Annotated in this window: 26 protein-coding genes; 10 read left to right on the forward strand and 16 right to left on the reverse strand. The window is 70.9% G+C overall.

Features of this window, described 5'->3' with window-relative positions; translation table 11 throughout:
- Positions 1 to 29: 29 nt before the first annotated feature.
- Complete coding sequence (locus E2169_RS05755; protein ID WP_132985667.1) at positions 30 to 290, forward strand: hypothetical protein; 261 nt, start codon at positions 30 to 32, stop codon at positions 288 to 290.
- Complete coding sequence (locus E2169_RS05760) at positions 257 to 1,048, forward strand: M90 family metallopeptidase (RefSeq protein WP_132985668.1); 792 nt, start codon at positions 257 to 259, stop codon at positions 1,046 to 1,048. The genes E2169_RS05755 and E2169_RS05760 overlap by 34 nt, the downstream gene beginning before the upstream one ends.
- Before the next feature lie 6 nt (positions 1,049 to 1,054).
- Here E2169_RS05760 and E2169_RS05765 read toward each other — a convergent pair whose 3' ends face one another.
- The 9 genes from E2169_RS05765 to E2169_RS05805 form a co-directional block, all read right to left on the reverse strand.
- Complete coding sequence (locus E2169_RS05765) at positions 1,055 to 2,476, reverse strand: ATP-binding protein (RefSeq protein ID WP_229659083.1); 1,422 nt, start codon at positions 2,474 to 2,476, stop codon at positions 1,055 to 1,057.
- 48 nt (positions 2,477 to 2,524) lie between these two features.
- Positions 2,525 to 3,211 carry a response regulator transcription factor gene (locus E2169_RS05770; protein WP_132985669.1) on the reverse strand — a complete coding sequence of 229 codons (687 nt, stop codon included), beginning with the start codon at positions 3,209 to 3,211 and terminating at the stop codon, positions 2,525 to 2,527.
- Positions 3,212 to 3,281: 70 nt separating this feature from the next.
- On the reverse strand, positions 3,282 to 3,680 hold the full coding sequence (locus tag E2169_RS14630) for a hypothetical protein (protein WP_370465091.1): 399 nt from the start codon (positions 3,678 to 3,680) through the stop codon (positions 3,282 to 3,284).
- A 160-nt stretch (positions 3,681 to 3,840) separates the two neighbouring features.
- On the reverse strand, positions 3,841 to 4,752 hold the full coding sequence (locus tag E2169_RS05780) for an arginine deiminase-related protein (protein ID WP_132985670.1): 912 nt from the start codon (positions 4,750 to 4,752) through the stop codon (positions 3,841 to 3,843).
- Between the two features lie 13 nt (positions 4,753 to 4,765).
- Positions 4,766 to 5,764 carry a tRNA dihydrouridine(20/20a) synthase DusA gene (dusA, locus tag E2169_RS05785; protein ID WP_132985999.1) on the reverse strand — a complete coding sequence of 333 codons (999 nt, stop codon included), beginning with the start codon at positions 5,762 to 5,764 and terminating at the stop codon, positions 4,766 to 4,768.
- A 130-nt stretch (positions 5,765 to 5,894) separates the two neighbouring features.
- Positions 5,895 to 6,311 (reverse strand): Cu(I)-responsive transcriptional regulator, encoded by a 417-nt coding sequence (gene cueR, locus E2169_RS05790; RefSeq protein WP_132985671.1) that lies wholly within the window; start codon positions 6,309 to 6,311, stop codon positions 5,895 to 5,897.
- Positions 6,308 to 8,587, reverse strand: a complete 2,280-nt coding sequence (locus tag E2169_RS05795) for a heavy metal translocating P-type ATPase (RefSeq protein WP_132985672.1) — start codon at positions 8,585 to 8,587, stop codon at positions 6,308 to 6,310. Before E2169_RS05795 ends, cueR begins: the two co-directional genes overlap by 4 nt.
- Positions 8,588 to 8,673: 86 nt before the next feature.
- Positions 8,674 to 9,129 carry a hypothetical protein gene (locus E2169_RS05800; RefSeq protein ID WP_132985673.1) on the reverse strand — a complete coding sequence of 152 codons (456 nt, stop codon included), beginning with the start codon at positions 9,127 to 9,129 and terminating at the stop codon, positions 8,674 to 8,676.
- A 17-nt stretch (positions 9,130 to 9,146) separates the two neighbouring features.
- A complete protein-coding gene (locus E2169_RS05805) occupies positions 9,147 to 9,578 on the reverse strand; it encodes a copper resistance protein NlpE N-terminal domain-containing protein (protein WP_165942340.1) in 432 nt (143 codons plus the stop codon).
- A 94-nt stretch (positions 9,579 to 9,672) separates the two neighbouring features.
- Here E2169_RS05805 and E2169_RS05810 point away from each other — a divergent pair, with 94 nt between their 5' ends.
- Positions 9,673 to 9,861 carry a hypothetical protein gene (locus tag E2169_RS05810; RefSeq protein ID WP_132985675.1) on the forward strand — a complete coding sequence of 63 codons (189 nt, stop codon included), beginning with the start codon at positions 9,673 to 9,675 and terminating at the stop codon, positions 9,859 to 9,861.
- Here the strand turns inward: E2169_RS05810 and E2169_RS05815 are convergent.
- A complete protein-coding gene (locus E2169_RS05815; protein WP_132985676.1) occupies positions 9,858 to 10,571 on the reverse strand; it encodes an HAD family hydrolase in 714 nt (237 codons plus the stop codon). The genes E2169_RS05810 and E2169_RS05815 overlap by 4 nt on opposite strands.
- Before the next feature lie 88 nt (positions 10,572 to 10,659).
- Complete coding sequence (locus E2169_RS05820; protein ID WP_229659082.1) at positions 10,660 to 11,043, reverse strand: EF-hand domain-containing protein; 384 nt, start codon at positions 11,041 to 11,043, stop codon at positions 10,660 to 10,662.
- A 232-nt stretch (positions 11,044 to 11,275) separates the two neighbouring features.
- Between E2169_RS05820 and E2169_RS05825 the strand changes: the two genes are divergently transcribed.
- On the forward strand, positions 11,276 to 12,481 hold the full coding sequence (locus E2169_RS05825) for a PQQ-dependent sugar dehydrogenase (RefSeq protein ID WP_132985677.1): 1,206 nt from the start codon (positions 11,276 to 11,278) through the stop codon (positions 12,479 to 12,481).
- Here E2169_RS05825 and E2169_RS14215 read toward each other — a convergent pair whose 3' ends face one another.
- Complete coding sequence (locus tag E2169_RS14215) at positions 12,482 to 12,628, reverse strand: hypothetical protein (protein ID WP_165942341.1); 147 nt, start codon at positions 12,626 to 12,628, stop codon at positions 12,482 to 12,484.
- A gap of 130 nt (positions 12,629 to 12,758) precedes the next feature.
- Here E2169_RS14215 and E2169_RS05830 point away from each other — a divergent pair, with 130 nt between their 5' ends.
- Positions 12,759 to 13,031 (forward strand): hypothetical protein, encoded by a 273-nt coding sequence (locus tag E2169_RS05830; protein WP_132985678.1) that lies wholly within the window; start codon positions 12,759 to 12,761, stop codon positions 13,029 to 13,031.
- A 143-nt stretch (positions 13,032 to 13,174) separates the two neighbouring features.
- Here E2169_RS05830 and E2169_RS05835 read toward each other — a convergent pair whose 3' ends face one another.
- From E2169_RS05835 to E2169_RS05850, 4 genes are all read right to left on the reverse strand, one after another.
- Positions 13,175 to 14,020, reverse strand: a complete 846-nt coding sequence (locus E2169_RS05835) for an EcsC family protein (RefSeq protein WP_132985679.1) — start codon at positions 14,018 to 14,020, stop codon at positions 13,175 to 13,177.
- Between the two features lie 16 nt (positions 14,021 to 14,036).
- Positions 14,037 to 14,852 (reverse strand): TSCPD domain-containing protein, encoded by an 816-nt coding sequence (locus E2169_RS05840; RefSeq protein ID WP_132985680.1) that lies wholly within the window; start codon positions 14,850 to 14,852, stop codon positions 14,037 to 14,039.
- A 65-nt stretch (positions 14,853 to 14,917) separates the two neighbouring features.
- The gene (locus tag E2169_RS05845; RefSeq protein ID WP_132985681.1) at positions 14,918 to 15,478 is read right to left on the reverse strand and encodes a hypothetical protein; all 561 of its coding nucleotides are present in this window, start codon (positions 15,476 to 15,478) and stop codon (positions 14,918 to 14,920) included.
- A 58-nt stretch (positions 15,479 to 15,536) separates the two neighbouring features.
- Positions 15,537 to 17,696, reverse strand: a complete 2,160-nt coding sequence (locus E2169_RS05850) for an adenosylcobalamin-dependent ribonucleoside-diphosphate reductase (protein WP_132985682.1) — start codon at positions 17,694 to 17,696, stop codon at positions 15,537 to 15,539.
- 455 nt (positions 17,697 to 18,151) lie between these two features.
- Here E2169_RS05850 and E2169_RS05855 point away from each other — a divergent pair, with 455 nt between their 5' ends.
- From E2169_RS05855 to E2169_RS05875, 5 genes are read left to right on the forward strand one after another with little or no spacing between them, the layout of a single operon-like run.
- Positions 18,152 to 19,606, forward strand: coding sequence for a trypsin-like peptidase domain-containing protein (locus E2169_RS05855; RefSeq protein WP_132985683.1), 1,455 nt, complete (start codon positions 18,152 to 18,154; stop codon positions 19,604 to 19,606).
- 26 nt (positions 19,607 to 19,632) lie between these two features.
- Positions 19,633 to 19,995 (forward strand): hypothetical protein, encoded by a 363-nt coding sequence (locus E2169_RS05860; protein ID WP_132985684.1) that lies wholly within the window; start codon positions 19,633 to 19,635, stop codon positions 19,993 to 19,995.
- 5 nt (positions 19,996 to 20,000) lie between these two features.
- Complete coding sequence (locus E2169_RS05865; protein WP_132985685.1) at positions 20,001 to 20,570, forward strand: phage holin family protein; 570 nt, start codon at positions 20,001 to 20,003, stop codon at positions 20,568 to 20,570.
- Positions 20,567 to 21,055 carry a protein sip-5 gene (locus E2169_RS05870; RefSeq protein ID WP_132985686.1) on the forward strand — a complete coding sequence of 163 codons (489 nt, stop codon included), beginning with the start codon at positions 20,567 to 20,569 and terminating at the stop codon, positions 21,053 to 21,055. The genes E2169_RS05865 and E2169_RS05870 overlap by 4 nt, the downstream gene beginning before the upstream one ends.
- A 16-nt stretch (positions 21,056 to 21,071) precedes the next feature.
- On the forward strand, positions 21,072 to 22,223 hold the full coding sequence (locus tag E2169_RS05875) for an AI-2E family transporter (RefSeq protein WP_132985687.1): 1,152 nt from the start codon (positions 21,072 to 21,074) through the stop codon (positions 22,221 to 22,223).
- Positions 22,224 to 22,227: the final 4 nt, after the last annotated feature.

A 22,227-nucleotide genomic window follows, 5' to 3' on the forward strand; every position in this document is an offset into this window, starting at 1 on the left:
CTGACCCGGTCACCGTACAGGCACCCGCCATGTCCGTCCGCGCCACTTTCGCCGTGACACTGTTGTTCCTGGCCCTGCCCGCCGCAGCCCAGGACGCGCGCCTGTCGGGCACGGACGGCGACGGCTCCGCCTGCTCGGCCGACTACGCGACCAGCGCCGCGCCCGACGCGGACCCGGTCCGCGGCGGCAAGCGCCCCGAATCCGACAAGCCTGCAATCCCGCGCGGCGCCGGTGCCGACGCGGCCCGCCCGCCGCGCTGGCACAGCTTCCTGCCGGGGATGTTCCGCTAGGCGACGGCGTGATCAGGCGCCTCTTCCGGCGTCCGGCCGCGGACGTCGACCACGACATCTGGCAGGCCGTCCAGCAACGCGTGCCCTGGGTTGCCGCGCTTGATGCGCCGCGCCGCGACCGCTTGCGCGGGCTGGCCACGCAGTTCCTGCACGACAAGACGATCACGCCGCTCGGCGGCCTCGCGCTCGATGATCGCGCCCGCGCCACCCTGGCCGCGCTGTGCTGCCTGCCCCTGCTCGAGTTCGGTGCCGAGGGCCTGCACGGCTGGTCGCAGCTGCTGGTCTATCCCGACGCGTTCCGCGTCGACCGCAGCCACGTCGATGCCGCCGGCGTGCTGCACGAGGGCGAGGACGAACTCGCCGGCGAGGCCTGGGAACACGGGCCGCTGGTGCTTTCCTGGGCGGACATCGCCGCCGACCTCGACAGCCCGCGCGACGGCTGCTGCGTGGCGGTCCACGAGATGGTGCACAAGCTCGACGCGCTCGACGGCGTGATCGACGGCACCCCTCCGCTGCCCCGCGCCTGGCAGCGGGAGTGGGCGCGGGACTTCCAGCAGGCCTACGACGCCTTCGTCGAACAGGTCGACCGGGGCCGCCATACCGCGCTGGACCCCTATGCCGCCGAGGCGCCCGAAGAGTTCTTCGCGGTCTGCAGCGAATATCACTTCAGCGACCCTGCGCTGCTGGAGCGCGCGCAGCCCGAGGTCGCCGCGCACCTGCGCCGGCTCTACGGACCTTCGCCGTTCGCCACTGGCTGAGGCCGCCTACAGCCCCGGCGGCAGCCGCACCGCAAAGCGCGCGCCGCCGAGCTCGGACGATTCCGTGACTTCCAGTTGGCCACGGTAGCTGCGCACGATGTCCTGCACGATCGACAGGCCGATGCCGTGCCCCTGCACGCGCTCGTCGCCGCGCACGCCGCGCTGCAGGACGTGGGAGATGCGCTCGGGCGGAATGCCCGGGCCATCGTCGTCAACCGCGACCAGCAGCCCGGGCCGCCGGCGCGGTGCGTTCTCGCCAGGCTTCACGGTCAGCAGCACCCGTGACTCCGCCCACTTGAAGGCATTCTCCAGCAGGTTGCCGAGCAGTTCCTGCAGGTCGCCCGGCTCGCCGTGGAAGCGCGCGGCCGGGTCGATCTCGAACTCGCAGACGGTGCCGCGCCCAGCGTAGATCTTCTCCAGGCCGCGCACGATTTCCTCGGCATAGGGTTCGATCTCGATCGGCGCCGCGAACAGCTGGTGTCCGCCCGCCGCACCGCGGCCGAGCTGGTAGCTGACCAGTTCGTTCATGCGCCGCACCTGGGTGGCCACGTCCTCGCGCAGTTCGGCCTCGCTGGCGTCGCTGTCCAGGCGCGTGCGCAGCACCGCCAGCGGCGTCTTCAGGCTGTGCGCGAGGTCGGCCAGGGTGTTGCGCTGCTGCTCGAGGTTCTGGCGCTCGCTCTCGACCAGGGCGTTGATGCTCTCGGTAAGCGGCTCCAGCTCGCGCGGATGGAGTTCGCTCATGCGGTTGGCCTGCCCGAGCTGCACGCGCTTGAGCTCGGCCTCCACGCGCCGCAGCGGGAACAGGCTCCAGCGCAGCACCAGGGCCTGCAGGAGCAGCAGCACCAGGCCGGCGATGCCGAGGTAGCCCCACAGCGCGGCGCGGAACACGCGCACCTGCTGCGGCAGGGTGCCGGCGTCTTCCATGATGTAGATGGTGTACGGGAACTCGGCTTCCGCGCGCTGCTCCATATCCCAGATGAAGCCCTTGCCGTAGCGCAGCACCTCGCCATAGGTGCCGTCGCTGCGGGTGATCGCCAGCGGACCCTCGAACTTCTCGGTGCCGCCTTCAAGCAGGTCCGACTCGGGCAGCTCCGGCCCGCGCGTGGACTCCGACGACCAGCCGCCGTCGGGCAGGACCACTTCGGCGTACAGGCCGCTGCCCGGGCGCTCGAAGCGCTCGTCGGGCTGCGTGTACGGCGGGATCAGGTTGCCGCCGCGGTCGAACTCGATGTCGCGCGCGTAGGAGGTCGCATAGCTGCGCAGGCGGTCGCGCTGCAGCTGGCTGGCCACGTCGACGAAGGCGCGGTCCAGCGCATAGCCGGCCGCCGCCAGGAAGGCGAGCAGGCCGAGGCTCGCGGCCAGCAGCTGGCGCGCCTGCAGCGACCGCGGCCGCCAGCCCAGTGTCCTTCCGTCACGCCCCTGCCCCACGCCAGCCTCCCCGCATGCCCGCGGGCGCGTCGCGCGCGCCCACCGGACTCAGCCTTCGTTGGTGCGCGGAATCGCGAAGCGGTAGCCGCGGCCGCGCACGGTCTCGATCGGCTTGAGCGTGCCTTCCGGGTCGAGCTTCTTGCGCAGGCGGCCGATGAAGACCTCGAGCACGTTGGAGTCGCGGTCGAAGTCCTGCTGGTAGATGTGCTCGGTGAGATCGGCCTTCGAGACCAGCTCGCCGGCGTGCATCATCAAATACTCGAGCACCTTGTACTCGTAGCTGGTGAGGTCGACGTTCTGGCCGTCGACGCTGACCGTCTGCGCGGCGAGATCGAGCACCACCGCGCCGCATTCCAGCGTCGGCTTGCTCCAGCCCGCGGCACGGCGCACCAGCGCGTTGATGCGCGCCAGCAGCTCCTCGACGTGGAAGGGCTTGACCAGGTAGTCGTCGGCGCCCTGCTTGAGGCCGTCGACCTTGTCCTGCCAGCTCGAGCGCGCGGTGAGGATCAGCACCGGGAACTGCTTGCCCTCGTCGCGCAGGGCCTTGATCAGCTCCATGCCCGACATTTTCGGCAGGCCGAGGTCGATGATGCCGACGTCGAACGGCACCTCGCGGCCCATGTACAGGCCTTCCTCGCCGTCCTGCGCCGCGTCCACGGCATACCCCTCGCGCTTCAGGCGCGCGGCCAGGGTTTCCCGCAGGGGGGCTTCGTCTTCGACCAGGAGGATGCGCATCGATATCTCCAATATGTCCCGGCGCGGGCGCGCCGCGGCCGGGAACGGGGCTGCTGTCTAGGGTGCGAATTCAGTCGTCGTCGCCGCGTGTAGGGCGCGGCGGGCGACGCGGCCGGGACGCCGGATCATCCATGTAGACGCGTACGCGTCCGCGGTCGTCCACGACCTTCACCCGGTTGATATCACGGCCGCCGAAGGGAACGCGCTCGGCACTGAGCACCTGGCCGCCGGTCCTGCTCTGCACGCGGCGGACCGAGTCGGCCAGCGCGTCCTGCCGCGAAGCCCGGGCCGGGCGGGCCGGGGGCGCCAGCCTCGCCGCCGGAGGGGCCGGCCGGGCGCCGCGGTCGGCGGCCCGTGGCGGCGCGTCCGCGCCGCGTGCCTGGCGGCGGCCCTCGTCGGCCTGCGCCACGCCTGCGAGCGTGAACGCGGCGGCGAGGCACAGCACGGGGAACAGGCGACAAGCAGTCATGGAGGCCATTTCTCAGAGAATACAGAAAGTTACACACTCCCACAGCGGGTGGCAGCAGGAGTGTCCGAATGATTCTCGGAAGGTAGCGGTGAATTACCCCTTAACTTTTCCACACGCCCTGTGGCCCTGTTCAGGTTCGTGGTGGCGCAACCGCCCCGCCTCAGTAGATTTCAGCCACGCAGCAGCGCAACGAGCCACCGGCGGCTTCGATCGCATCCAGGGGCACTGCGCGCACACCGAATCCGGCGGCGGCCAGCGCAGCGCGGCTGGACGGCGCCAGGGCCCGGGCGGCGCGCGCGCTCATCCAGACCGCATCGCCCGACAGGCTGATGGCATTGCCGGCGAAGGCCGATTGCTCATCCTTCGAAAGCAGCACCGCATGCGGTGCATACAGCGTGGCGATGGCCTCGACCACGGCGGGGTCGGCGATGCCCGCCGGGCAGATGATCGCGGCGCGACCTGCCAGCACCGCGAGCACGACGTTGGTGTGGTACTCGCCCGGCGCGAGGTCGAACATCAGCGTGGCGCGCAGCCCGAGCGCTTCGTGCATCAGCCGCGCGCCGGCCTCGTCGCAACGCTCGGAGAGGCCGCACAGGCCGATGCCCCTGGCGCGGTCGACGACCAGCGCGCCGGTGAGCTCACAGGGGTGCAGCTGTTCCGACAGGTCGCGCATCGCGTAGCCGAGAACGTCCCGGAAGAAGCCGCGGATATCCGTGCGCCCGGCCTCGCGCTGGCGCACCGGGTGGCGCATGCGGCCGACCACCAGGATGCCGGGCGCGGTGGCGAACACGTTGTTGGGGAACAGCGCGTCGGGCGCGCCCGGGTCGCCGGGGAAACAGATCGTCGGCAGCACCTCCGACAGCGCGCGCTGCAGCCCGCGGTGCTGGGCGGAGGCGCGTGCGGCGTCGAAGCCTTCGGCGTCGGCCATGTAGCGGTTGTCGGTGGCCGACTCCTCGGCGCGGCCGAAGCCGTCCGGCGCGACCAGGAAGGCGGCGCGCGCGGTGGCAGGGCCGAAGTCGGGGGCGCAGTCGCGGGCGGACGCGAGGAAGCGCGCGGTGTCACGGGTAAGCATCGGTGTGGCCTCCTCAGGCGGCGTGCCGGGCATCGCCCTGCGTGGGTGCAAGCGCCGCTTCGACCAGCGACCAGTCCGCCCCCGGCCGGTGCGCGCCTTCGCTGAGCACCTGGCGGAACGCGCGACCGCCGCGCTCGCCGTGGAACAGGCCGAGCAGGTGGCGGACGATGTGCTTGAGCTGCGCACCGTGCGCGAGCTGGTCTTCAACATAGGGGCGCATCGAGCGCAGGATCGCGGCGCGGGTGGACAGCTCGCCGCCGAACCAGGCCACGTCGAGCCGGTGCAGCAGCCAGGGGTCGTGGTAGGCCGCGCGCCCGAGCATGGCGCCATCGACATGCGCGAGGTGCGCGGTGGCCTCGCCGGCGTCGGCGATGCCGCCATTGACCACCACGGTGAGTTCCGGACGCTCGCGCTTGAGTGCGTAGGCCCAGTCGTAGCGCAGCGGCGGCACCTCGCGGTTCTCCTTCGGCGACAGGCCCTTGAGCCAGGCGTTGCGCGCGTGCACGACGAACATGCGGCAACCGGCGCCGGCCACGGTGTCGATGAAGGCGAGGAAGCGCGCGTAGTCGTGATCGTCGTCGACGCCGAGGCGGCACTTCACCGTGACCGGTACGTCGACCGCGGCGATCATCGCCGCGACGCTGTCGGCCACCAGCGTCGGCTCGCGCATCAGGCAGGCACCGAAGCGTCCGGCCTGCACGCGGTCGGACGGGCAGCCGACGTTGAGGTTGATCTCGTCGAAACCGTGGTCGGCGCCGATGCGCGCGGCCTGCGCCAGCAGCGGCGGCTCGCTGCCGCCGAGCTGCAGCGCGACGGGGTGCTCCATCGGATCCATCGCCAGCAGCCTGGCGCGGTCGCCGTGGATCACCGCATTGGCGTGCACCATCTCGGTATACAGCCGCGCGTTCGGCGCAAGCAGGCGGTGGAAGACCCTGCAGTGGGAGTCGGTCCAGTCCATCATCGGGGCGACCGACAGGCGCACCGAAGCCCGGTAGCGCTCCTCACCGCGCATTCCGTGTGGCGTCACGATTTCATTTCCGGATGGTTCGGCAGAGGACATGTGCTTGCACTGGAGGCGATTGGCGAGCTGCCCGCCGGCGACCATGTCGCACGCCGTCCGGCAGGTCGGGGAGCAGAACCCCCTAGGTTACATGGGCCCGCTGGCCGGGGCCCGGATGCTCCAGCCCGGCCAGGATCGGGCAGTCAGGCCGGTGGTCGCCGGCGCAACAGTCGCTCAGCGTCTGCAGGGTGTCGGCCATCTGCCGCAGCTTCGCGATGCGGTCCTCGAGGTCGGCGATATGCGCCTGCGCCAGCCGCTTCACGTCGGCGCTGCGGCGCGAACGGTCGTTCCACAGGCCGAGCAGGTCGGCGATCTCGGCCACCGGGAAGCCGAGGTCGCGGGCGCGGCGGATGAAGCGCAGGCGGTGCACGTCGGCATCGCCATAGATCCGGTAGCCCGACGCACTGCGATCGGCCGGTGGAACCAGACCGGCGTCTTCGTAGTAGCGGATCATCTTGGCGGACACGCCGGAGGCCGCGGATGCCTCGCCGATGTTCATGCGCGCGCTCCGGCCACCGCGTCCTTTGCCAGCGGCGGCTTGAACCCGCGCAGGCGCAGCGCGTTGCCGAGCACGAACACGCTCGACAGCGACATCGCGCCGGCGGCGAGGATCGGCGACAGCAGCAGCCCGAACGCGGGATACAGCACGCCCGCCGCCACCGGGATCAGCGCGGTGTTGTAGGCGAAGGCCCAGAACAGGTTCTGGCGGATGTTGCCGATGGTCGCCTTCGACAGGGCGATGGCGTTGGGCACGCCCTGCAGGCTGCCCGACATCAGCACCACGTCGGCGGCCTCCATCGCGACATCGGTGCCGGTGCCGATGGCCAGGCCGACCTCGGCCTCGGCCAGCGCCGGGGCGTCGTTGATGCCGTCGCCGACGAAGGCCACGCCGCCGTGTTCGTCCTTCAGCCGGCGCACCGCGTCCACCTTGCCCGCGGGCAGGACTTCGGCAATCACCTCGTCGATACCCAGGCGCGCGGCGATCGCCTGCGCGGTGCGTGCGTTGTCGCCGGTGATCATGGCGACCTTGAGGCCGAGCGCATGCAGCGCGGCGATGGCGGCGGGCGTGTCGGCCTTGACCGGATCGGCCACCGCGATGATCGCGGCGAGGCGGCCATCGATGGCGGCATACAGCGGCGACTTGCCCTCGCCCGCCAGGCGCTTGGCCACGTCGTCGAACGCATCCACGTCCAGGCCCAGCGAACGCATGTAGCGGTCCGCACCGACCTCGACGCGGCGGCCATCGATGCCGGCGCGCACGCCCATGCCGGTGACGGACGTGAACTCCGCCGGCGCCGGCACCGTGATGCCCTCGCCCTCGGCGGCCTCGACGATGGCGCGCGCGATCGGATGCTCGGAGCGCGACTCCACCGCCGCCACCAGCCGCAGCACCTCGGCACGATCGAAGCCCTGCGACACGTCGAGGTCGGTCAGCTTCGGCCGCCCCTCGGTCAGCGTGCCGGTCTTGTCCACCGCCACCACGCGCGCATCCCTGAGCAGCTGCAGCGCCTCGCCCTTGCGGAACAGCACGCCCAGCTCGGCGCCGCGGCCGGTGCCGACCATGATCGAGGTCGGCGTCGCCAGGCCCATGGCGCAGGGGCAGGCGATGATCAGCACGGCCACGGCGTTGACCAGGGCGAAGCCCAGCGCGGGCGAAGGCCCGAACGCCATCCACACGACGAAGGTCAGCAGCGCCGCGCCCATCACCGCCGGCACGAACCACAGCGTGACCCGGTCCACCAGCGCCTGGATCGGCAGCTTGGAGCCCTGGGCCTGCTCGACCAGGCGGATGATCTGCGCCAGTACCGTCTGCGCGCCCACGGCGGTGGCGCGCAGGGTCAGCGCGCCCTGCTGGTTGACCGTGCCGCCGACCACCGCGCTGCCGGCGGACTTTTCGACGGGCACCGGCTCACCGGTGATCATCGATTCATCGATCCAGCTGCTGCCTTCGACGACGTCACCGTCCACCGGCACGCGCTCGCCGGGTCGCAGCTCGACCAGGTCGCCATCCACGACCTCGCCGATCGGAACGTCGACCGCGCGGCCGTCGCGCAAGACCCGTGCGATCTTCGGCTGCAGCCCCACCAGGCGCGTGATCGCTTCCGAGGTGCGGCCCTTGGCGCGCGCCTCCAGCCAGCGCCCGAGCAGGACCAGGGCCACGATCACCGCCGCCGCCTCGTAATAGACGTTGGCCGTGCCCTCGGGCAGCAGGCGCGGGGCGAAGGTGGCGACCACCGAATAGCCCCAGGCGGCCAGCGTGCCCACGGCGACCAGCGAGTTCATGTCCGGCGCCAGCCGCAGCAGCGCCGGGATGCCGGCGGTGTAGAAGCGCCGGCCCGGAACCGCGAGCACCAGCGTGGTCAGCGCGAACTGCAGGATCCAGCTGCGCTGCGTGCCCAGCGTCTGCTCGACCCAGTGGTGCATGGCCGGCACCAGGTGCGAACCCATTTCGAGGATGAAGACCGGCAGCGCCAGCGCGACGGCCAGCAGCAGGTTGCGGCCGAGCGCCAGGCGGTCGGCTTCGCGCCGGGCCGTCGCCTCGTCGTCACCCGCAGGCGCGCCGGCATCGATGGCGCGGGCTTCGTAGCCGGCCTTGCCGACGGCGGCGACCAGGGCATCGACCGCGGCGGCGCCGCGCACGGTGGCGCGCTCGGTGGCCAGGTTCACCGCGGCTCCGGACACGCCGGGTACTGCCTGCAGCGCGCGTTCGACGCGGCCCACGCAGGAGGCACAGGTCATGCCCTCCACGGCCAGCTCGGTGGTGGTGTCGCGCATGCTTCGGTCCTTGTCTTCGTCGCCGTTGAACATGCGCACAGCCTAGACCTTCCCATCATGGGAAGGTCAAGCCATGGCCGGACCGTTCAGCCGCCGTCGGGCAGCGGCCGCCCCCAGCGGGCATAGCTTTCCGCGATGCCGTCGCGCAGGCGCCTGGCGCGCGCGTCGCCCGGCACCACGCCCACGTTGCGGGCGATGCCTTCCCAGCCTTCCTCATGGCCGGCGATCCAGGCGTCGAGCACGCCGCGGCAGGGCCGCCCGGACACGCGGGCCAGGGCACAGGCGTAGTACAGGTCGCCGGGCACGGTCGCCGGCTTGCCGAGCAGGTCCTCCAGCAGCGGCCGCGGTGCGTCGAAATACCGCACGAGTTCATCGACGAAAGCCTCGGGGAAACGCGCGGCGTAGCGGTTGACGTCGGCCAGGCGGGCATCGACCAAGGCATCGCCGGTGCGCGGCTCCCAGGCCACGTCCTGGCCCTGCGCCGCGGCCGCTGCAAACAGCAGGAGCAGGCAGGCGAGCAGCAGATGGAAACGATGGTTCATGCGGGTACCTTGCGTGTTCAGGGCTGGCGGCCGACCGGCTGCAGGAGGTCGCCATCGCGACCGGGGAACGTGCGCCCGCCCAGGTCGCGCACCTGCAGCGCACCGCCATGCACCAGGCCGTAGCGACGCAGGCCGCCGGTGTCGGGCTCGAGGCTGAGCAGCGCGTGGTGGAGCCGCCACTCGCCGCGCTCCTCGAAGCTCACGCTGCCGTCGACGGCAACATACACCTCCACCAGTTCGTAGCGCTGCGCGCCATCGTGGCGCTCCAGAACGAGCCGGGTGTCGATGGCCTCGCAGTCCACGCACGGCAGGCTGCCGCGCCATTCGGCAGTGCCATGGCCCGGATCCATGCTTGGGGACAGCGTGGTGTCGGTGCCGTCGTCGCGCGCGCAGCCCGCGACCAGGCCGGCAAGCAGCAGCGCGAGCGCAGGGACGTGGGCGCGTGGCATGGGGTGATTGTGCCGCAGGGCGCCCACGCGCGCAGGGCGTATGGCCGCGGCGGCCTGCGCACCGCGTTCGCCAGAGGGAGCCCCGGAGAACACGATGGCCCTGTTCCCCCGCCGGGCACACGCCCGCATCTGGCGCCGCCTGGCGTTCGCCACCCTGCTGGCGATGCTGCTGATGTGCTACTGGATGGCGCTACGGGCCTTGGAACGCCAGGCCGGCGACGGCACGCAGCCGGTCGTTCGTCCGGCGCCGATGCTCGACCGGCATACGCCGCGCGTCGATTAGGCGGCCATGATCGAGCGCACCGCATCCGGCAGCCCCGCGGCGGACCCGACGGTGCGCATGCGCCTGCCGTTGCCGTCCGTGACCTCGGCCTCGCGCTCGTGCTCCCAGGTCAGGTGGTAGGGCAGGTGCACGCCCCAGCCGCCAAGCTCGAGCACCGGCGCGATGTCGGAACGCAATGAGTTGCCGACCATCACGAACTCCTCCGGCGCGATCGCGAACTCCTCCAGCAGCCTGCGATAGGTCGGCACGTCCTTTTCGCTGACGATCTCGATGCGCCGGAACAGGCCCGACAGGCCCGAATCGCGGACCTTGGCCTCTTGATGGAACAGGTCGCCCTTGGTGATCAGCACCACCGGCACCTCGGCAGCGACCGTTTGCACGGCCTCGCGCACGCCGGGCAGCAGTTCCACCGGATGCCGCAGCAGATCCTTGGCCAGCGCGACGATGCGGTGCAGGTCGGCGGCGCTGATCCGCCCCGCAGTGATCTCGATCGCGGTCTCGATCATCGACAGCGCCATGCCCTTCACGCCGTAGCCGAACACGGCCAGGTTGGCCTTCTCGACCGCATACAGGCGCTCGCTGGTGCGGGCATCGCCATTGACATGGCCGGCGATGATCGCTTCGAAGTCGCGCTGCGCCTGGTCGAAATAGTCCTGGCTGCGCCAGAGGGTGTCGTCGGCATCGAAGCCGACCATCTTGATCTTGGCCATAAGCCGATTATCGATGAAACAGCGCGGCGGCGGCATCTGCCGTCGCCGCGCACCTCATGGCCGTGCCCCTGTGGGCACGGCCGCGCGATCAGTCCTCGCCGCCGGCCTGGGCGGTGTGGGCGCGGTACTCCTCGGGGGTGAGTTCGCCGTCGCCATCGGCATCGGCCTCGTCGAACACTGCGGCCAGCGCCGGCAGCGCGGCCGACTCTTCGCGCGAGATGGTGCCGTTGCCGTCGACGTCGACGTCGGCCCAGCCGAGCTGGCGCGAAGCGGGCTGCGCGTCGGTGGCCGCGGGCGGCTGCGTCGTGTCCTGGACGGCGTCCTGCGCATGCGCGGTGGCTGCGTGCTCGGTGGCGGCCTTCTGCGCGTCGCGGACCTCCGGGGTCACTGCGCTCTGGGCCACGGCCAGCGGCATGGCCAGCGCGGCGCCCAGGGCGGCGATGGCGGCGAGGTACGTGCGTGCATTGCTCATCAGGGGGTTCTCCTTGGCGGATACGGGGGCATCCGCACGGTTCAGGGGGTTGGCGACCGCACTTGTCGGGCCGCGGCGACACCCTGCACCGCCGCGCATTAACCGCATACACCCCGCGATCCGCGCGTCCACGCTGTCTTAACCACTTTCGCCGCGGCAGCGTTTATGGCCGCGTGCACGCATCGACGGCCTGTCCGATACTGCCGGTCCGCCACGTCCGGAGATCGACGCCATGAAACTGCATGCCCTTGTTGCCGCCTCCGCGCTGGCCCTCGCCGCCACCGCCTGCAACGGCGATGCCCGTCCCAATGCAGCGCCTTCGGCCGATGCGCCCGCAGCGGCTGCCGGTTCCGCTGTCGATTCCGCTGGCGACCCCGCCGACGGCCGTCCGTTCGCGGTCGACGTCATCGCCGCGTTCGAGGAACCCTGGGCGATGTCCTTCCTGCCGGACGGCCGCCTGCTCGTCACCGAAAAGAATGGCCGGCTGAAGCTGGTCGACGTCGAGAGCGGCGCCACCCGGGATATCGCCGGCGTGCCCGAGGTCGACTACGGCGGCCAGGGCGGCTTCGGCGACGTGCTCCCGCATCCCGGCTTTGCCGACAACGGCATCGTCTACCTCAGCTATGCCGAAGCCGGCGATGGCGACACCCGCGGTGCAGCCCTGGCGCGCGCGACGCTGGTGCTTGACGCGGACGGCGGCGACCGGCTGGACAATGTCGAGGTCATCTGGCGCCAGGTGCCCAAGGTCGGCGGCCGCGGCCACTACGGCCACCGCATCGCCTTCGACACCGAGGGCAAGCTGTGGCTGAGCTCGAGCGAGCGGCAGAAGTTCGATCCGGCCCAGGACATGGGCTCGAACATGGGCAAGATCCTGCGCCTCGAGGACGACGGCCGCCCGGCCGCGGGCAATCCCTTCGCCGCCGACGGCGGCGTGGCCGCGGAAGCGTGGTCGATCGGCCATCGCAACGTGCTGGGCATCGCCTTCGATGCCGACGGCCAGCTGTGGGACGTCGAAATGGGCCCGGCCGGCGGCGACGAACTCAATCGCGTCGAACGCGGCGGCAACTATGGCTACCCGATCGTCTCCAACGGCGACCATTACGACGGCCGCGCCATCCCCGACCACGACACGCGTCCGGAGTTCATCGCGCCGACGGTCAGCTGGACGCCGGTGATCTCGCCCTCGAGCCTGGTGTTCTACGACGGCGACGTGTTTCCGGAGTGGAAGGGCAGCGCCTTCATCGGCGGCCTGTCGTCGCAGGCGCTGGTGCAGGTCGAATTCGACGGCGACGGCGCCCGCGAAACCGCACGCTTCGACATGGGCCACCGCATCCGCGAGGTCGAACAGGGTCCCGAAGGCGGCCTGTGGCTGCTCGAGGACGGTGGCCAGGGCGGCGGCCAGGGACGCCTGCTGAAGCTGGTCCCGGCCGACGGCTGATCAGGGCAGGACGACGCCCGAGGCGATCTCGCGGCCGTCCTCCAGCACGCGGAAGCCGCGGCTGCCATCGTCGGGCAGCCGCACGGCGGCCGAGCAGACCAGATGCAGCTCATGGCTGGCGCCGCCGGCGCCTGCGTCGGCCCTCAACAGGCGGCGAGCGCCAGCGGCAACGCCAGGATCAGCGTCCAGCGCAGGGTCCGCGGCCGGATTGACCCGCCATTCAGCGCATCTGCACGCATACCTGCGATAGTACGGTGCCTACGTCGATGCGATACCAATGAACGGCACCATCCCCGCCGACAACAGCACGCCCGAGCTTGAGCAGGCCATCGCCGAACTCGAAGGCGAGATGGGGGACCTGCAGCTCAAGCACCGCGACCTTTTCGCCCACGCCAACGCCTGGGCCGAGCGCCACGACGCGATCATGCGCCTGGCGCCGCCGCACCTGCGCGAAATCACCCAGGCGCGACTGCGCCGCATCGCCATCCGCTGGGGCCTGGCCGAAGGCGCGCGCATGACCGCGCAGTTCCCGGCGCTGCGCGAAGCCTGAGCAGCATGGCGTGGCGCCGGACACGGCGCCCGCCAGTCAGCAGTCCACGGGCCGCGTGAAGCCGCCCGGAAGCTGGTCGACGATCTCGACCCGGCTCCTGATGTTGCGCATAGTGTTGTCCCCCCCTTGGAAAGCGGCAGAGGCTATTCGAAGCCGGGCTGCTCGCGATCACCTTCGCCGGTGTCGGCGGTGCCGAGTGCGTCATAGGCCCGGCGCACCGCCTCCAGACCGTGGCTGCGTTCCAGCCGCCGCACGGTGAAGTGGCCACGGGCCATGGCCTGGAAGTGGCGCATGAACAGCGTGTTGAGCGCGGCGCCAGTGGCCGCGCCGACCAGCGGCACCGCCTGCAGCGCGACCTTCTGGCTGACGTTGACCGAAAACCGCGAAGCGACCGCCGACAGCAGCTGCACGATCAGTGGCCCGCCCTTGCCGACCAGGCCGTGCACCGCCACGTATTCGGCAGCGGCCGCCACCTGCTGCGCGAGCACGGCGCGGGCGGCGAAGTAGCCCGACTCGGCGCCGTCGTCGGCGCTGCCGCGCCCGCCCATGGTCAGCACCTCGAAGCAGGCCAGCGTGGTCGCCGGATCATCCAGCGGCTCGCCTTCGGCGCGCGCGATCTCGGCGACCGAACGCAGGATCAACGTGGTGGTCAGAGGCAGCTCCACCACCAGGCCGGCCAGACCGAAGGCGCCGCCTGCGGCACCGCTGGCCGCAGCGGCGACCGCGTGCGTGCGCGGACGTGCGGGACGCGGCGCGTCCTTGCCCAGCGTCGCCACCGCCGCGCGCAGCGACTGCTGCAGGGCCTTGCGCACCAGCGTGTTGACCAGCTTCGTGGCCGGCGCCGGCAGGCGCTTGGCCATCACGTATTCCAGCGGCGCACCAACGAGGTTGGCCAGCTGCGCGGCGATGCCGGGGTTCTCCAGCAGCTCCCGTGCACGCGCCAGTTCTGCCAGCGCGCCGGCATCGAGCGCGACGGTGGGCACGGACATCAGCGTCGGTGCCGCCTTACCCGCACTTGGAGTAACCGCAGTTCAGGCAGGTCGCGCAGCCGTCCATGATCACCACGGCCTTGTTGCTGCACTTGTGGCACATGGTGGCCGAGGGCGGGAAGCTCGTGCCTTCGCCGGTGACCGCCACGTCCTCGCCGCTGCGGTCGCGGCCCTGGTCCGCGAGCGGGCTGCCCGCCGGGCCGGCGTCCTGGCGGGCTACGCTGGAGTCAGGGTTTTTTTTTGAGCGCGCCTCGTACTGGCGGCGCTTCTCTTCGATCAACGCACGGCGCTCCGGGCTCATGTCCGGGTCGTGGAGCATGCCGATCGACTTCAGGTGCTCCTCGACGATCGCGCCAAGTTCGGCCACCAGCGAGGGCATGTACACGCCGCCCGCCTTGAAATAGCCGCCGCGCGGGTCGAACACCGACTTCATTTCCTCGATCAGGAAGGTGACGTCGCCGCCCTTGCGGAACACCGCCGACATGATGCGGGTGAGCGCGACGATCCACTGGAAGTGGTCCATCGACTTGGAGTTGATGAAGATCTCGAACGGGCGTCGCAACTCGTGCTCGGTACCCGCATTGAGCACGATGTCGTTGATGGTCACGTACATGGCGTGCTCCACCAGCGGCGACTTGATCTTGAACGTGCTGCCGATCAGCACTTCCGGGCGCTCGATGCGCTCGTGCATGTGGATGACTTCGGCCGTCGGGCGGACCGCGGCCGCGTCCTGCGCGGCGCCGGCCGTGGCCTGGGCAGGCGCGGCCTTGTCACCGCCCTCGGCGGTGGCGACGGAGTAACCGGTGATTTTCTTCTGGATCTTGACGGCCATGACGCGTTTTCCTGCTGTTCGTGGATGCCCTGGCCTCCCCCGGGGCACGGGGGAGGCCGGGCGGATTACTTGCCTGCGGCCTTCGATGCGGCCTTCCGCGGCGCCGCCTTGCGGGCGGTCGCCTTCTTCACTGCCACCTTCGCCGGTGCCTTCTTCGCGGCCGCCTTGCGGGCGACCACCTTCTTCGCCGCGGCCTTCTTCACGACGGGCTTCTTCGCCGCGACCTTGCGGGCAACCGACTTGCTGGCGACGGTCTTCTTCGCCACGGCCTTCTTCGCGGCCACCTTGCTGGCGGTCTTCTTCGCCACCTTCCTGGCCGCGCGCTTGCGCGTGAGCGCAGCCGCCTCGGCCCTGGCGCCGGCGCTGGTGGCGGCCAGCGACTGCTTCGCTCCGGCAACGCCCTTGGCCACGGCCTTCTTCGCCGCGCCGGTACGCTTGGCAACCGCCTTCTTCGCCTTCCCGGCGGACTTCGCCACCGCGCCCTCGGCCTTGCCGGCCGCCGCCTTCGCCTTCTTCACCGCCGTGGACGCACGCTTGGACACCGCACCGCCGACCGCCTTCGCCTTGTCGGCGACGACCTCGGCGGCAGTGCCGAGGGTTGCCGCGACCCCATTGCCGTTGCTCATTGTGTTTCCCTCGTCGTCTTGATCGCGGGCGGACGCCCGCAGGCGGAATGTAGCGCGCTCAGAACTTCCCGTAGTAGCCCTCCTTGAGGGCGTCGAACAGGTTGGCCGCGGTATGGGTCTCGCCGTCGTACTCGATGTCCTCGTTGCCCCTGGCCTCCACCGTGGTCCCGTCCTCGAGCTCGAAGCGGTAGGTGGTGCCGGCAAGGTCGGATTCCTTGACCAGCACGCCCTGGAAGGCGGCGGGATTGAAGCGGAAGGTCGTGCAGCCCTTCAGGCCCTGCGCGTGGGCGTAGAGGTAGATGTCCTTGAAGTCCTCGTAGGGGTAGTCGGTCGGGACGTTGGCGGTCTTGGAGATCGACGAGTCGACCCACGTCTGCGCCGCGGCCTGCACGTCGACGTGCTCCTTCGGGTTGATGTCGTCGGCGGAGATGAAGTAGTCCGGCAGCTGCGTGGCCGGGTCGTCGCTGAACGGCATGGCGCCGGCGTTGACCAGGTGGCGGTAGGCCAGCAGCTCGAAGGAGAACACGTCCACCTTCTCCTTGGACTTCTTGCCCTCGCGGATCACGTTGCGGCTGTAGTGGTGCGCGAAGGACGGCTCGATGCCGTTGGAGGCGTTGTTGGCCAGGCTCAGGCTGATGGTGCCGGTGGGCGCGATCGAGCTGTGGTGGGTGAAGCGCGCGCCGGTCTCGGCCAGCTGCTCGACCAGTTCCGGGGCGACGCCGGCGATGCGCTGCATGTAGCGCGAATAGCGCGCGTGCAGCACCTTGCCCGGCACCTCCTGACCCGGCTTCCAGCCGTCGGCGGCCATCTCCGGGCGCTTGCGCAGCATCTCGGCGGTGACTTCGAAGCGCTCCTCCATGATCGGCGCCGGCCCCTTCTCCTGCGCCAGCGCCAGGCCCATCTCCCAGCCGGCGACGGCCATCTCGCGGGCGACGCGGTCGGTGAAGTCGCAGCTTTCCTTCGAGCCGTACTTCATCTTCAGCATGGTCACGGTCGAGCCCAGGCCCAGGAAGCCCATGCCGTGGCGGCGCTTGCGCATGATCTCGTCGCGCTGCTGCTGCAGCGGAAGCCCGTTGACCTCGACCACGTTGTCGAGCATGCGGGTGAACACGCGCACCACTTCCTTGTATTCCTCCCAGTCGAACTCGGCCTGGTCGGTGAAGGGGTTGCGCACGAACTTGGTCAGGTTGACCGAACCCAGCAGGCAGGCGCCGTAGGCCGGCAGCGGCTGCTCGCCGCAGGGGTTGGTCGCGCGGATGTTCTCGCACCACCAGTTGTTGTTCATCTCGTTGACGCGGTCGATCAGGATGAAGCCCGGCTCGGCGTAGTCGTAGGTCGAGACCATGATCATGTCCCACAGGTGCCGCGCGCGGACCTTGCCGTACACCTTGCAGGCCACCAGGCCGTCGTCGCGCACGATGTAGCCTTCGTGCTGCGGCCAGTCGCGCCAGACCACCTGGTCGGCGTCGGCGAGATCGATGTCGCCCTGCTCCTTCTCGTTGATCGGGAACACCAGTGACCAGTCGGCATCGTCCTTCACCGCCTCGATGAAGCCGTCGGTGACCAGCAGCGACAGGTTGAACTGGCGCAGGCGCCCGTCCTCGCGCTTGGCGCGGATGAAATCGCGCACGTCGGGGTGGCTGACGTCGAAGGTGCCCATCTGCGCGCCGCGGCGGCCGCCGGCCGACGACACCGTGAAACACATCTTGTCGTAGATATCCATGAACGACATCGGGCCCGAGGTGTAGGCGCCGGCGCCGGCGACGAAGGCGCCGCGCGGGCGCAGCGTCGAGAATTCGTAGCCGATGCCGCAACCGGCCTTCAGCGTCAGCCCGGCCTCGTGGACCTTCTCCAGGATGCCGTCCATGGAGTCGACGATGGTCCCGCTGACCGTGCAGTTGATGGTGCTGGTCGCGGGCTTGTGTTCGAGCGCCCCGGCATTCGAGGTGATGCGGCCGGCGGGGATCGCCCCGCGGCGCAGCGCCCACAGGAAGCGCTCGTTCCAGTGCTTGCGCTTCTCGGCCGTGGTCTCGGCCTCGGACAGGGCACGCGCGACACGCTGGCAGGTGCCATCCATATCGGCATCCAGTGCGTCGCCCTGCTTGGTCTTCAAGCGGTATTTCTTGTCCCAGATATCGACCGACGCGGGCTGCATCGGGATGTCCTGGTCGGTGCCAGCCATCGTGTTCCTCACAGCTTCCAGGCGAACCGTGCTCATGCTGCTTCCATCTCCTTCATCGTGCCCGGTCTCGTGCGAACCGGGCGTCGTTGTCCTGTGGTGCCGGCGCGGGTCCGCTGGGCGGTTCGCGCCGACGGCAAAGCCGCAGGCGTGCCTGCACGCCGTGCGCTGTCATCGTCCTGATTGGCCGGTTGCAATGCCTTGCATGCGAACCTCCGCCTCCGCAGCGGCCCCGGCCTGGAACATCAAGAATACCAAGCACTGGGCAAATATGCCTGTGTGACCACAACATGTTGTGGCCGGCAGGCAATGACCCTACGGGCGCCACGGGTCGAAGTCAATCGCTTCGCGGCGTGATTGCCTGAAGCCGAGCCATGACGCGCTTCGCAGATGGACTTGAGACGCAGGACACACTCGTTCAGTCTCGACCCCTGCGCTCCGCCGCGCCACACTTCACGGTCCGGAGACCCCGAAAGCCGGATAACAACAGACCGATGCAAGCATCCACCCGTACCACCCTCATCGCCCTCATCGCGGCCGCCGCTTTCGGCGGTTTCGCGGCAACCCTGATCCGCGACGGCCTGCAGGCACCCGTCCGCGCCGAACCCTTGCCGCAGGCCGCGACCGTGCCCATGGCCGCTTCGCTGCCGGCCACCGTCGAGGGCCAGGCCCTGCCCTCGCTTGCCCCGATGCTGCGCCGGGTCACGCCGGCCGTGGTCAGCGTGCACACCAAGCAGCGCGTGCGCATCAACAACCCCTTCGCCAACGATCCCTTCTTCCGCCGCATGTTCCCGGGCATCCCCGAGGAGCGGATCAACGAATCGCTGGGCTCGGGCGTGATCGTCGATGCCGCGCACGGCTATGTGCTCACCAACCACCACGTGATCGAAGGCGCCGACGAGGTCTCGGTGACCCTGTCCGACGGCCGCACGCTGGCCGCGGAGTTCGTCGGCTCCGACGCCGACACCGACGTGGCGCTGATGAAGATCCCGGTGCCCGGTAGCGGCGCGCCGTTGCAGGCGATCGCGCTGGCCGACAGCAGCACGCTGCAGGTCGGCGACTTCGTGGTCGCGGTCGGCAATCCCTTCGGCGTGGGCCAGACGGTGACCTCGGGCATCGTGTCGGCGGTCGGTCGCGCCAACGTGCCAGGCGTGGGCTACCAGAACTTCATCCAGACCGACGCCAGCATCAACCCCGGCAACTCCGGCGGGGCGCTGGTCAACCTGCGCGGCGAGCTGGTCGGCATCAATACCGCCAGCTTCAACCCGCGCGGCAGCATGGCCGGCAACATCGGCCTCGGCTTCGCGATTCCCGCCAACCTGGCCCGCGGCGTGATGCAGCAGCTTGCCGCGACCGGCGAGGTCCGGCGCGGCACGCTCGGCATCGACACCCAGGACCTGGATGATCGGCTGGCCGCGAGCCTCGGGCTGGCGGCCGGCAGTCGCGGCGCGGTGGTGACCCGCGTCCACGCCGACTCCGCCGGTGCCGATGCCGGCCTGCGCCCGGGCGACGTGGTCGTGGCCGCCAACGGCGAGCGCATCGCCGACGGCGAGTCGCTGCGCAACTTCCAGGGCCTGCAGCCGGCCAACGCCCGCGTCAGCCTGGACCTGCGCCGCGACGGCAAGCCGCTGCAGGTGCAGGCCACCCTGCGCGAGCAGCCGCGCATGCTGGCCGGGCAGCAGCTCGATCCGCGCCTGTCCGGCGCCAGCTTCGCCGAGCTGCCCGAGGCCCTGCGCCGCGGTGGCGTGTCGGGCGTGCTGGTGGAGGAGGTCGCCGGCGGCAGCCGCGCGGCGCGCAACGGACTGCGCGCAGGCGACGTCGTGCTGGCCGCCGGGACGATGCGCGCAGGCGACCTGCCCGCACTGCGCGCCGCGCTGGCGGAGGCACCGGAGCAACTGGTCCTTCACATCCAGCGGGGCCGCGGACAAGGCAACCTGTTGATGAAATGAGCCATACCCCACCCAAGGAGATTGCGATGAGCCCGACCCACACCGACAACCTCAAATCCAACCTGTCCGAAGCCGGCGGACACCTGAAGCAGGCCGCGACCGATACCGCCGACGCCGTACGCGGTGCCGCCGCGGCCGCCGGCGAGGAGATGCGCCTGGGCAAGGCCCACCTGAAGGCCGATCTCGCCGATGGCGCGATCGCCGGCCTGTCCGCGCTGGAAGAGGCCGCCGGCGCCGGCAGCGAGCAGGTCGACCAGCTGATGGAGAAGGGCCGCGACCTGATCGACAGCGCCGCCGACCTGATCCGCGAGCGCCCGATCGCGTCCTTCGGCGCGGCCTTCGCCGCCGGCTGGATCATCGCCAAGCTCGCCCGCAGCGGCGACAAGTAAGCCGCGTGGAGTCGCAGCCGCCACCGCCGCCTTCATCGGCACCGCACGACCCGCCGCCGCGCGAGGACGAAGGAGGCGCACGGTCCGCGCCGCCACCGCCCGACCTCGCCGAGGCGCTGCGCGAGCTGCGCGACAGCGGCGTGGCCGGGATCAGCGCCACCGGCGACGCCGCCAGGGCGCTGCGCGACCTGCTCGCCGCCGATGTTTCGCTGGCCCGCAGCGCGGCCGGCCGCAGCGCCGTCTTTGCCGGCGCAGCGGTGATGTTCGGCGTCTCGGCCTGGCTGCTGCTGATGACCGCGCTGATCGTGGTGCTGAGCAACCAGGTCGGACTGCCGTGGTGGCTGTCCCTGGGTGGCTGCGGGCTGCTCAGCGCGCTCTGCGCGTGGCTGGCGCTGCAAAAGGCGACGGGCTACTTCGAACACACCCGGCTCAAGGCGACGCGGCGACAGCTGGCGCGCCTGGGCATCGGCGAACTGTCCGCGCTGATGCCCGGGGCCGGCTCGGCGGATTCGGCGCGCGCCGCGGAGTCGAAGCTGCGCGACCGCGCACGCGATGCCGGAGTGACCCCGCCATGAGTTTCGAGGAGCTGCAGGCCAAGGTGGCCAGGGCCGAGGTCACGCTCGAGGCGCAGGAGCGGCGCGTGGCCGCCAACCTGCGCGTGCTGGGCGGCTGCTGGCGCGAGGCATGGACGCCGCCGCGGGTGATCGTCGCCGGCCTGGCGGCCGGCTTCCTTGCCGGCTGGGCACGCCCGGCGCGCGCGGTCGCAGGCATCGAACCCGCCCGCTGGCTGCAGCTGGCGGGCAGCCTGGCCGGCCTGGTCGGCACGGTGCAGGCCGCCTTTGCGGCATCGGATGCGAAGGACGCCGCGGAAGAGGCGGGAGATGCGGCGGCCGGGGCGGCAGGCACCGCGGCGCCCGAAAGCCCGCCTGCGAAGCCCACGCCCGGCGCCGGCGCCGGCCCGACGCCTCCGGCCACCGAACGCAGGCGCGCTCCGGACCCCTCCTGGGACACGCCGCCACGCCCCGCGGAAGCCGCCACAGAGCTGTCCGAACCGCGCTGAGCGCGCCGGCGCCGCCATGCCCGACATCCAATCCGACGCGACCGGAGAAGCCACCACCCCGGCGGTCGACGACAGCCCGACCGCGAAGCCGCAGGCAGCGGTGACGGCACAGCCGCTGCCCGAGCCCCGTCCCCGCGCCTCCGCGGCGCTGCTGGTACTGGCCGTCCTCTCCGTCGGCTACACGCTGTGGGCGGCCCAGGGCCTGATCCTGCCGGTGCTGCTGGCGATGTTCTTCGCCCTGGTCGGCAACCCGGTGATCCGTGCGCTGCGCCGGCTTTACATACCGCGCTTCCTCGCCGCGCTGCTGGTGCTGGTTGGCGGCATCGCCGCCACCGGCCTGCTCGGCCAGCAGCTGCTGGTGCCGGCCCTGGACTGGATGCAGGAGGCGCCGCGGCAGATGCGCCAGATCGGCAAGGAGCTGAGCACGCTGGTCGAGCCGATGCACGAGGCCGGCCGCGTCGCCGAGGACATCGCGCGCCAGGCCAGCGGCGACGGCGGCGACAAGGTCGATGTCGTGCGCACGCAGGCCGACGATCCCTACGGCCTGGTCACGCGCGCGCCGCGCGCGGTCGGCGGGGTGCTCGCGGTGGTGCTGCTCACCTTCTTCTTCATGGTCTTCGGCGAGGACCTGCAGCGCCGTGCGATCGCGCTCCTGCCCTCGCGGCAGCGGCAGAAGATCACGGTCGAGATCATGCAGTCGATCGAGCGCGACGTGTCGCGATACGTGTTCACCATCACCCTGATCAACGCCGTCGTGGGCCTGCTGCTGGCGGCGATCCTGCACTGGGGCCTGGGCGTCGAGGTTCCCGAGGCACTGCTTTGGGGCACCATTGCGATGCTGCTCAACTTCGCGCCCTACGTCGGCCCCGCCATCGGCGTGGTGCTGATGCTGGCGATGGGCTTCGTGAGCTGGGACGAGGTCGGGCCGTCGCTGCTGCCCGCGGCGATCTACCTGGGCCTGCACACGCTGGAAGGCCAGCTGGTCACGCCGCTGGTCCTGGGACAGCGCATGCAGCTCTCGCCGCTGGTGCTGATCCTGGCGCTGCTGGTGTTCGGCTGGGCGTGGGGCATCGTCGGCCTGCTGCTGGCGGTGCCGCTGCTGGTCTGCGTGAAGCGCGTGCTGGCGCGCATCGACGGCCTGCAGGGCTGGGCACGGCTGCTCGGTTAGCCGC

The organism is Luteimonas terricola, from assembly GCF_004352845.1.
In the GTDB taxonomy this organism is placed as follows: Bacteria; Pseudomonadota; Gammaproteobacteria; order Xanthomonadales; family Xanthomonadaceae; genus Luteimonas; species Luteimonas terricola.

Bases quoted from the DNA above. Each gene is read 5' to 3' on its own strand.
- E2169_RS05755 (WP_132985667.1), top strand. From the start codon at position 30: ATGTCCGTCCGCGCCACTTTCGCCGTGACACTGTTGTTCCTGGCCCTG.
- E2169_RS05805 (WP_165942340.1), bottom strand. From the start codon at position 9,578: ATGCCACGCGCCCACGTCCCTGCGCTCGCGCTGCTGCTTGCCGGCCTG.
- E2169_RS05835 (WP_132985679.1), bottom strand. From the start codon at position 14,020: ATGTCCGTGCCCACCGTCGCGCTCGATGCCGGCGCGCTGGCAGAACTG.
- cueR (WP_132985671.1), bottom strand. From the start codon at position 6,311: ATGAACATCGGCGAGGCATCCGCGGCCTCCGGCGTGTCCGCCAAGATG.
- E2169_RS05850 (WP_132985682.1), bottom strand. From the start codon at position 17,696: ATGAGCACGGTTCGCCTGGAAGCTGTGAGGAACACGATGGCTGGCACC.
- dusA (WP_132985999.1), bottom strand. From the start codon at position 5,764: ATGCGCGGTGAGGAGCGCTACCGGGCTTCGGTGCGCCTGTCGGTCGCC.
- E2169_RS05860 (WP_132985684.1), top strand. From the start codon at position 19,633: ATGAGCCCGACCCACACCGACAACCTCAAATCCAACCTGTCCGAAGCC.
- E2169_RS05770 (WP_132985669.1), bottom strand. From the start codon at position 3,211: ATGCGCATCCTCCTGGTCGAAGACGAAGCCCCCCTGCGGGAAACCCTG.
- E2169_RS05825 (WP_132985677.1), top strand. From the start codon at position 11,276: ATGAAACTGCATGCCCTTGTTGCCGCCTCCGCGCTGGCCCTCGCCGCC.
- E2169_RS05800 (WP_132985673.1), bottom strand. From the start codon at position 9,129: ATGAACCATCGTTTCCATCTGCTGCTCGCCTGCCTGCTCCTGCTGTTT.
- E2169_RS05820 (WP_229659082.1), bottom strand. From the start codon at position 11,043: ATGAGCAATGCACGCACGTACCTCGCCGCCATCGCCGCCCTGGGCGCC.
- E2169_RS05870 (WP_132985686.1), top strand. From the start codon at position 20,567: ATGAGTTTCGAGGAGCTGCAGGCCAAGGTGGCCAGGGCCGAGGTCACG.
- E2169_RS05855 (WP_132985683.1), top strand. From the start codon at position 18,152: ATGCAAGCATCCACCCGTACCACCCTCATCGCCCTCATCGCGGCCGCC.
- E2169_RS05810 (WP_132985675.1), top strand. From the start codon at position 9,673: ATGGCCCTGTTCCCCCGCCGGGCACACGCCCGCATCTGGCGCCGCCTG.
- E2169_RS05840 (WP_132985680.1), bottom strand. From the start codon at position 14,852: ATGGCCGTCAAGATCCAGAAGAAAATCACCGGTTACTCCGTCGCCACC.
- E2169_RS05780 (WP_132985670.1), bottom strand. From the start codon at position 4,752: ATGCTTACCCGTGACACCGCGCGCTTCCTCGCGTCCGCCCGCGACTGC.
- E2169_RS05845 (WP_132985681.1), bottom strand. From the start codon at position 15,478: ATGAGCAACGGCAATGGGGTCGCGGCAACCCTCGGCACTGCCGCCGAG.
- E2169_RS05795 (WP_132985672.1), bottom strand. From the start codon at position 8,587: ATGCGCGACACCACCACCGAGCTGGCCGTGGAGGGCATGACCTGTGCC.
- E2169_RS14630 (WP_370465091.1), bottom strand. From the start codon at position 3,680: ATGACTGCTTGTCGCCTGTTCCCCGTGCTGTGCCTCGCCGCCGCGTTC.
- E2169_RS05815 (WP_132985676.1), bottom strand. From the start codon at position 10,571: ATGGCCAAGATCAAGATGGTCGGCTTCGATGCCGACGACACCCTCTGG.
- E2169_RS05830 (WP_132985678.1), top strand. From the start codon at position 12,759: ATGAACGGCACCATCCCCGCCGACAACAGCACGCCCGAGCTTGAGCAG.
- E2169_RS05875 (WP_132985687.1), top strand. From the start codon at position 21,072: ATGCCCGACATCCAATCCGACGCGACCGGAGAAGCCACCACCCCGGCG.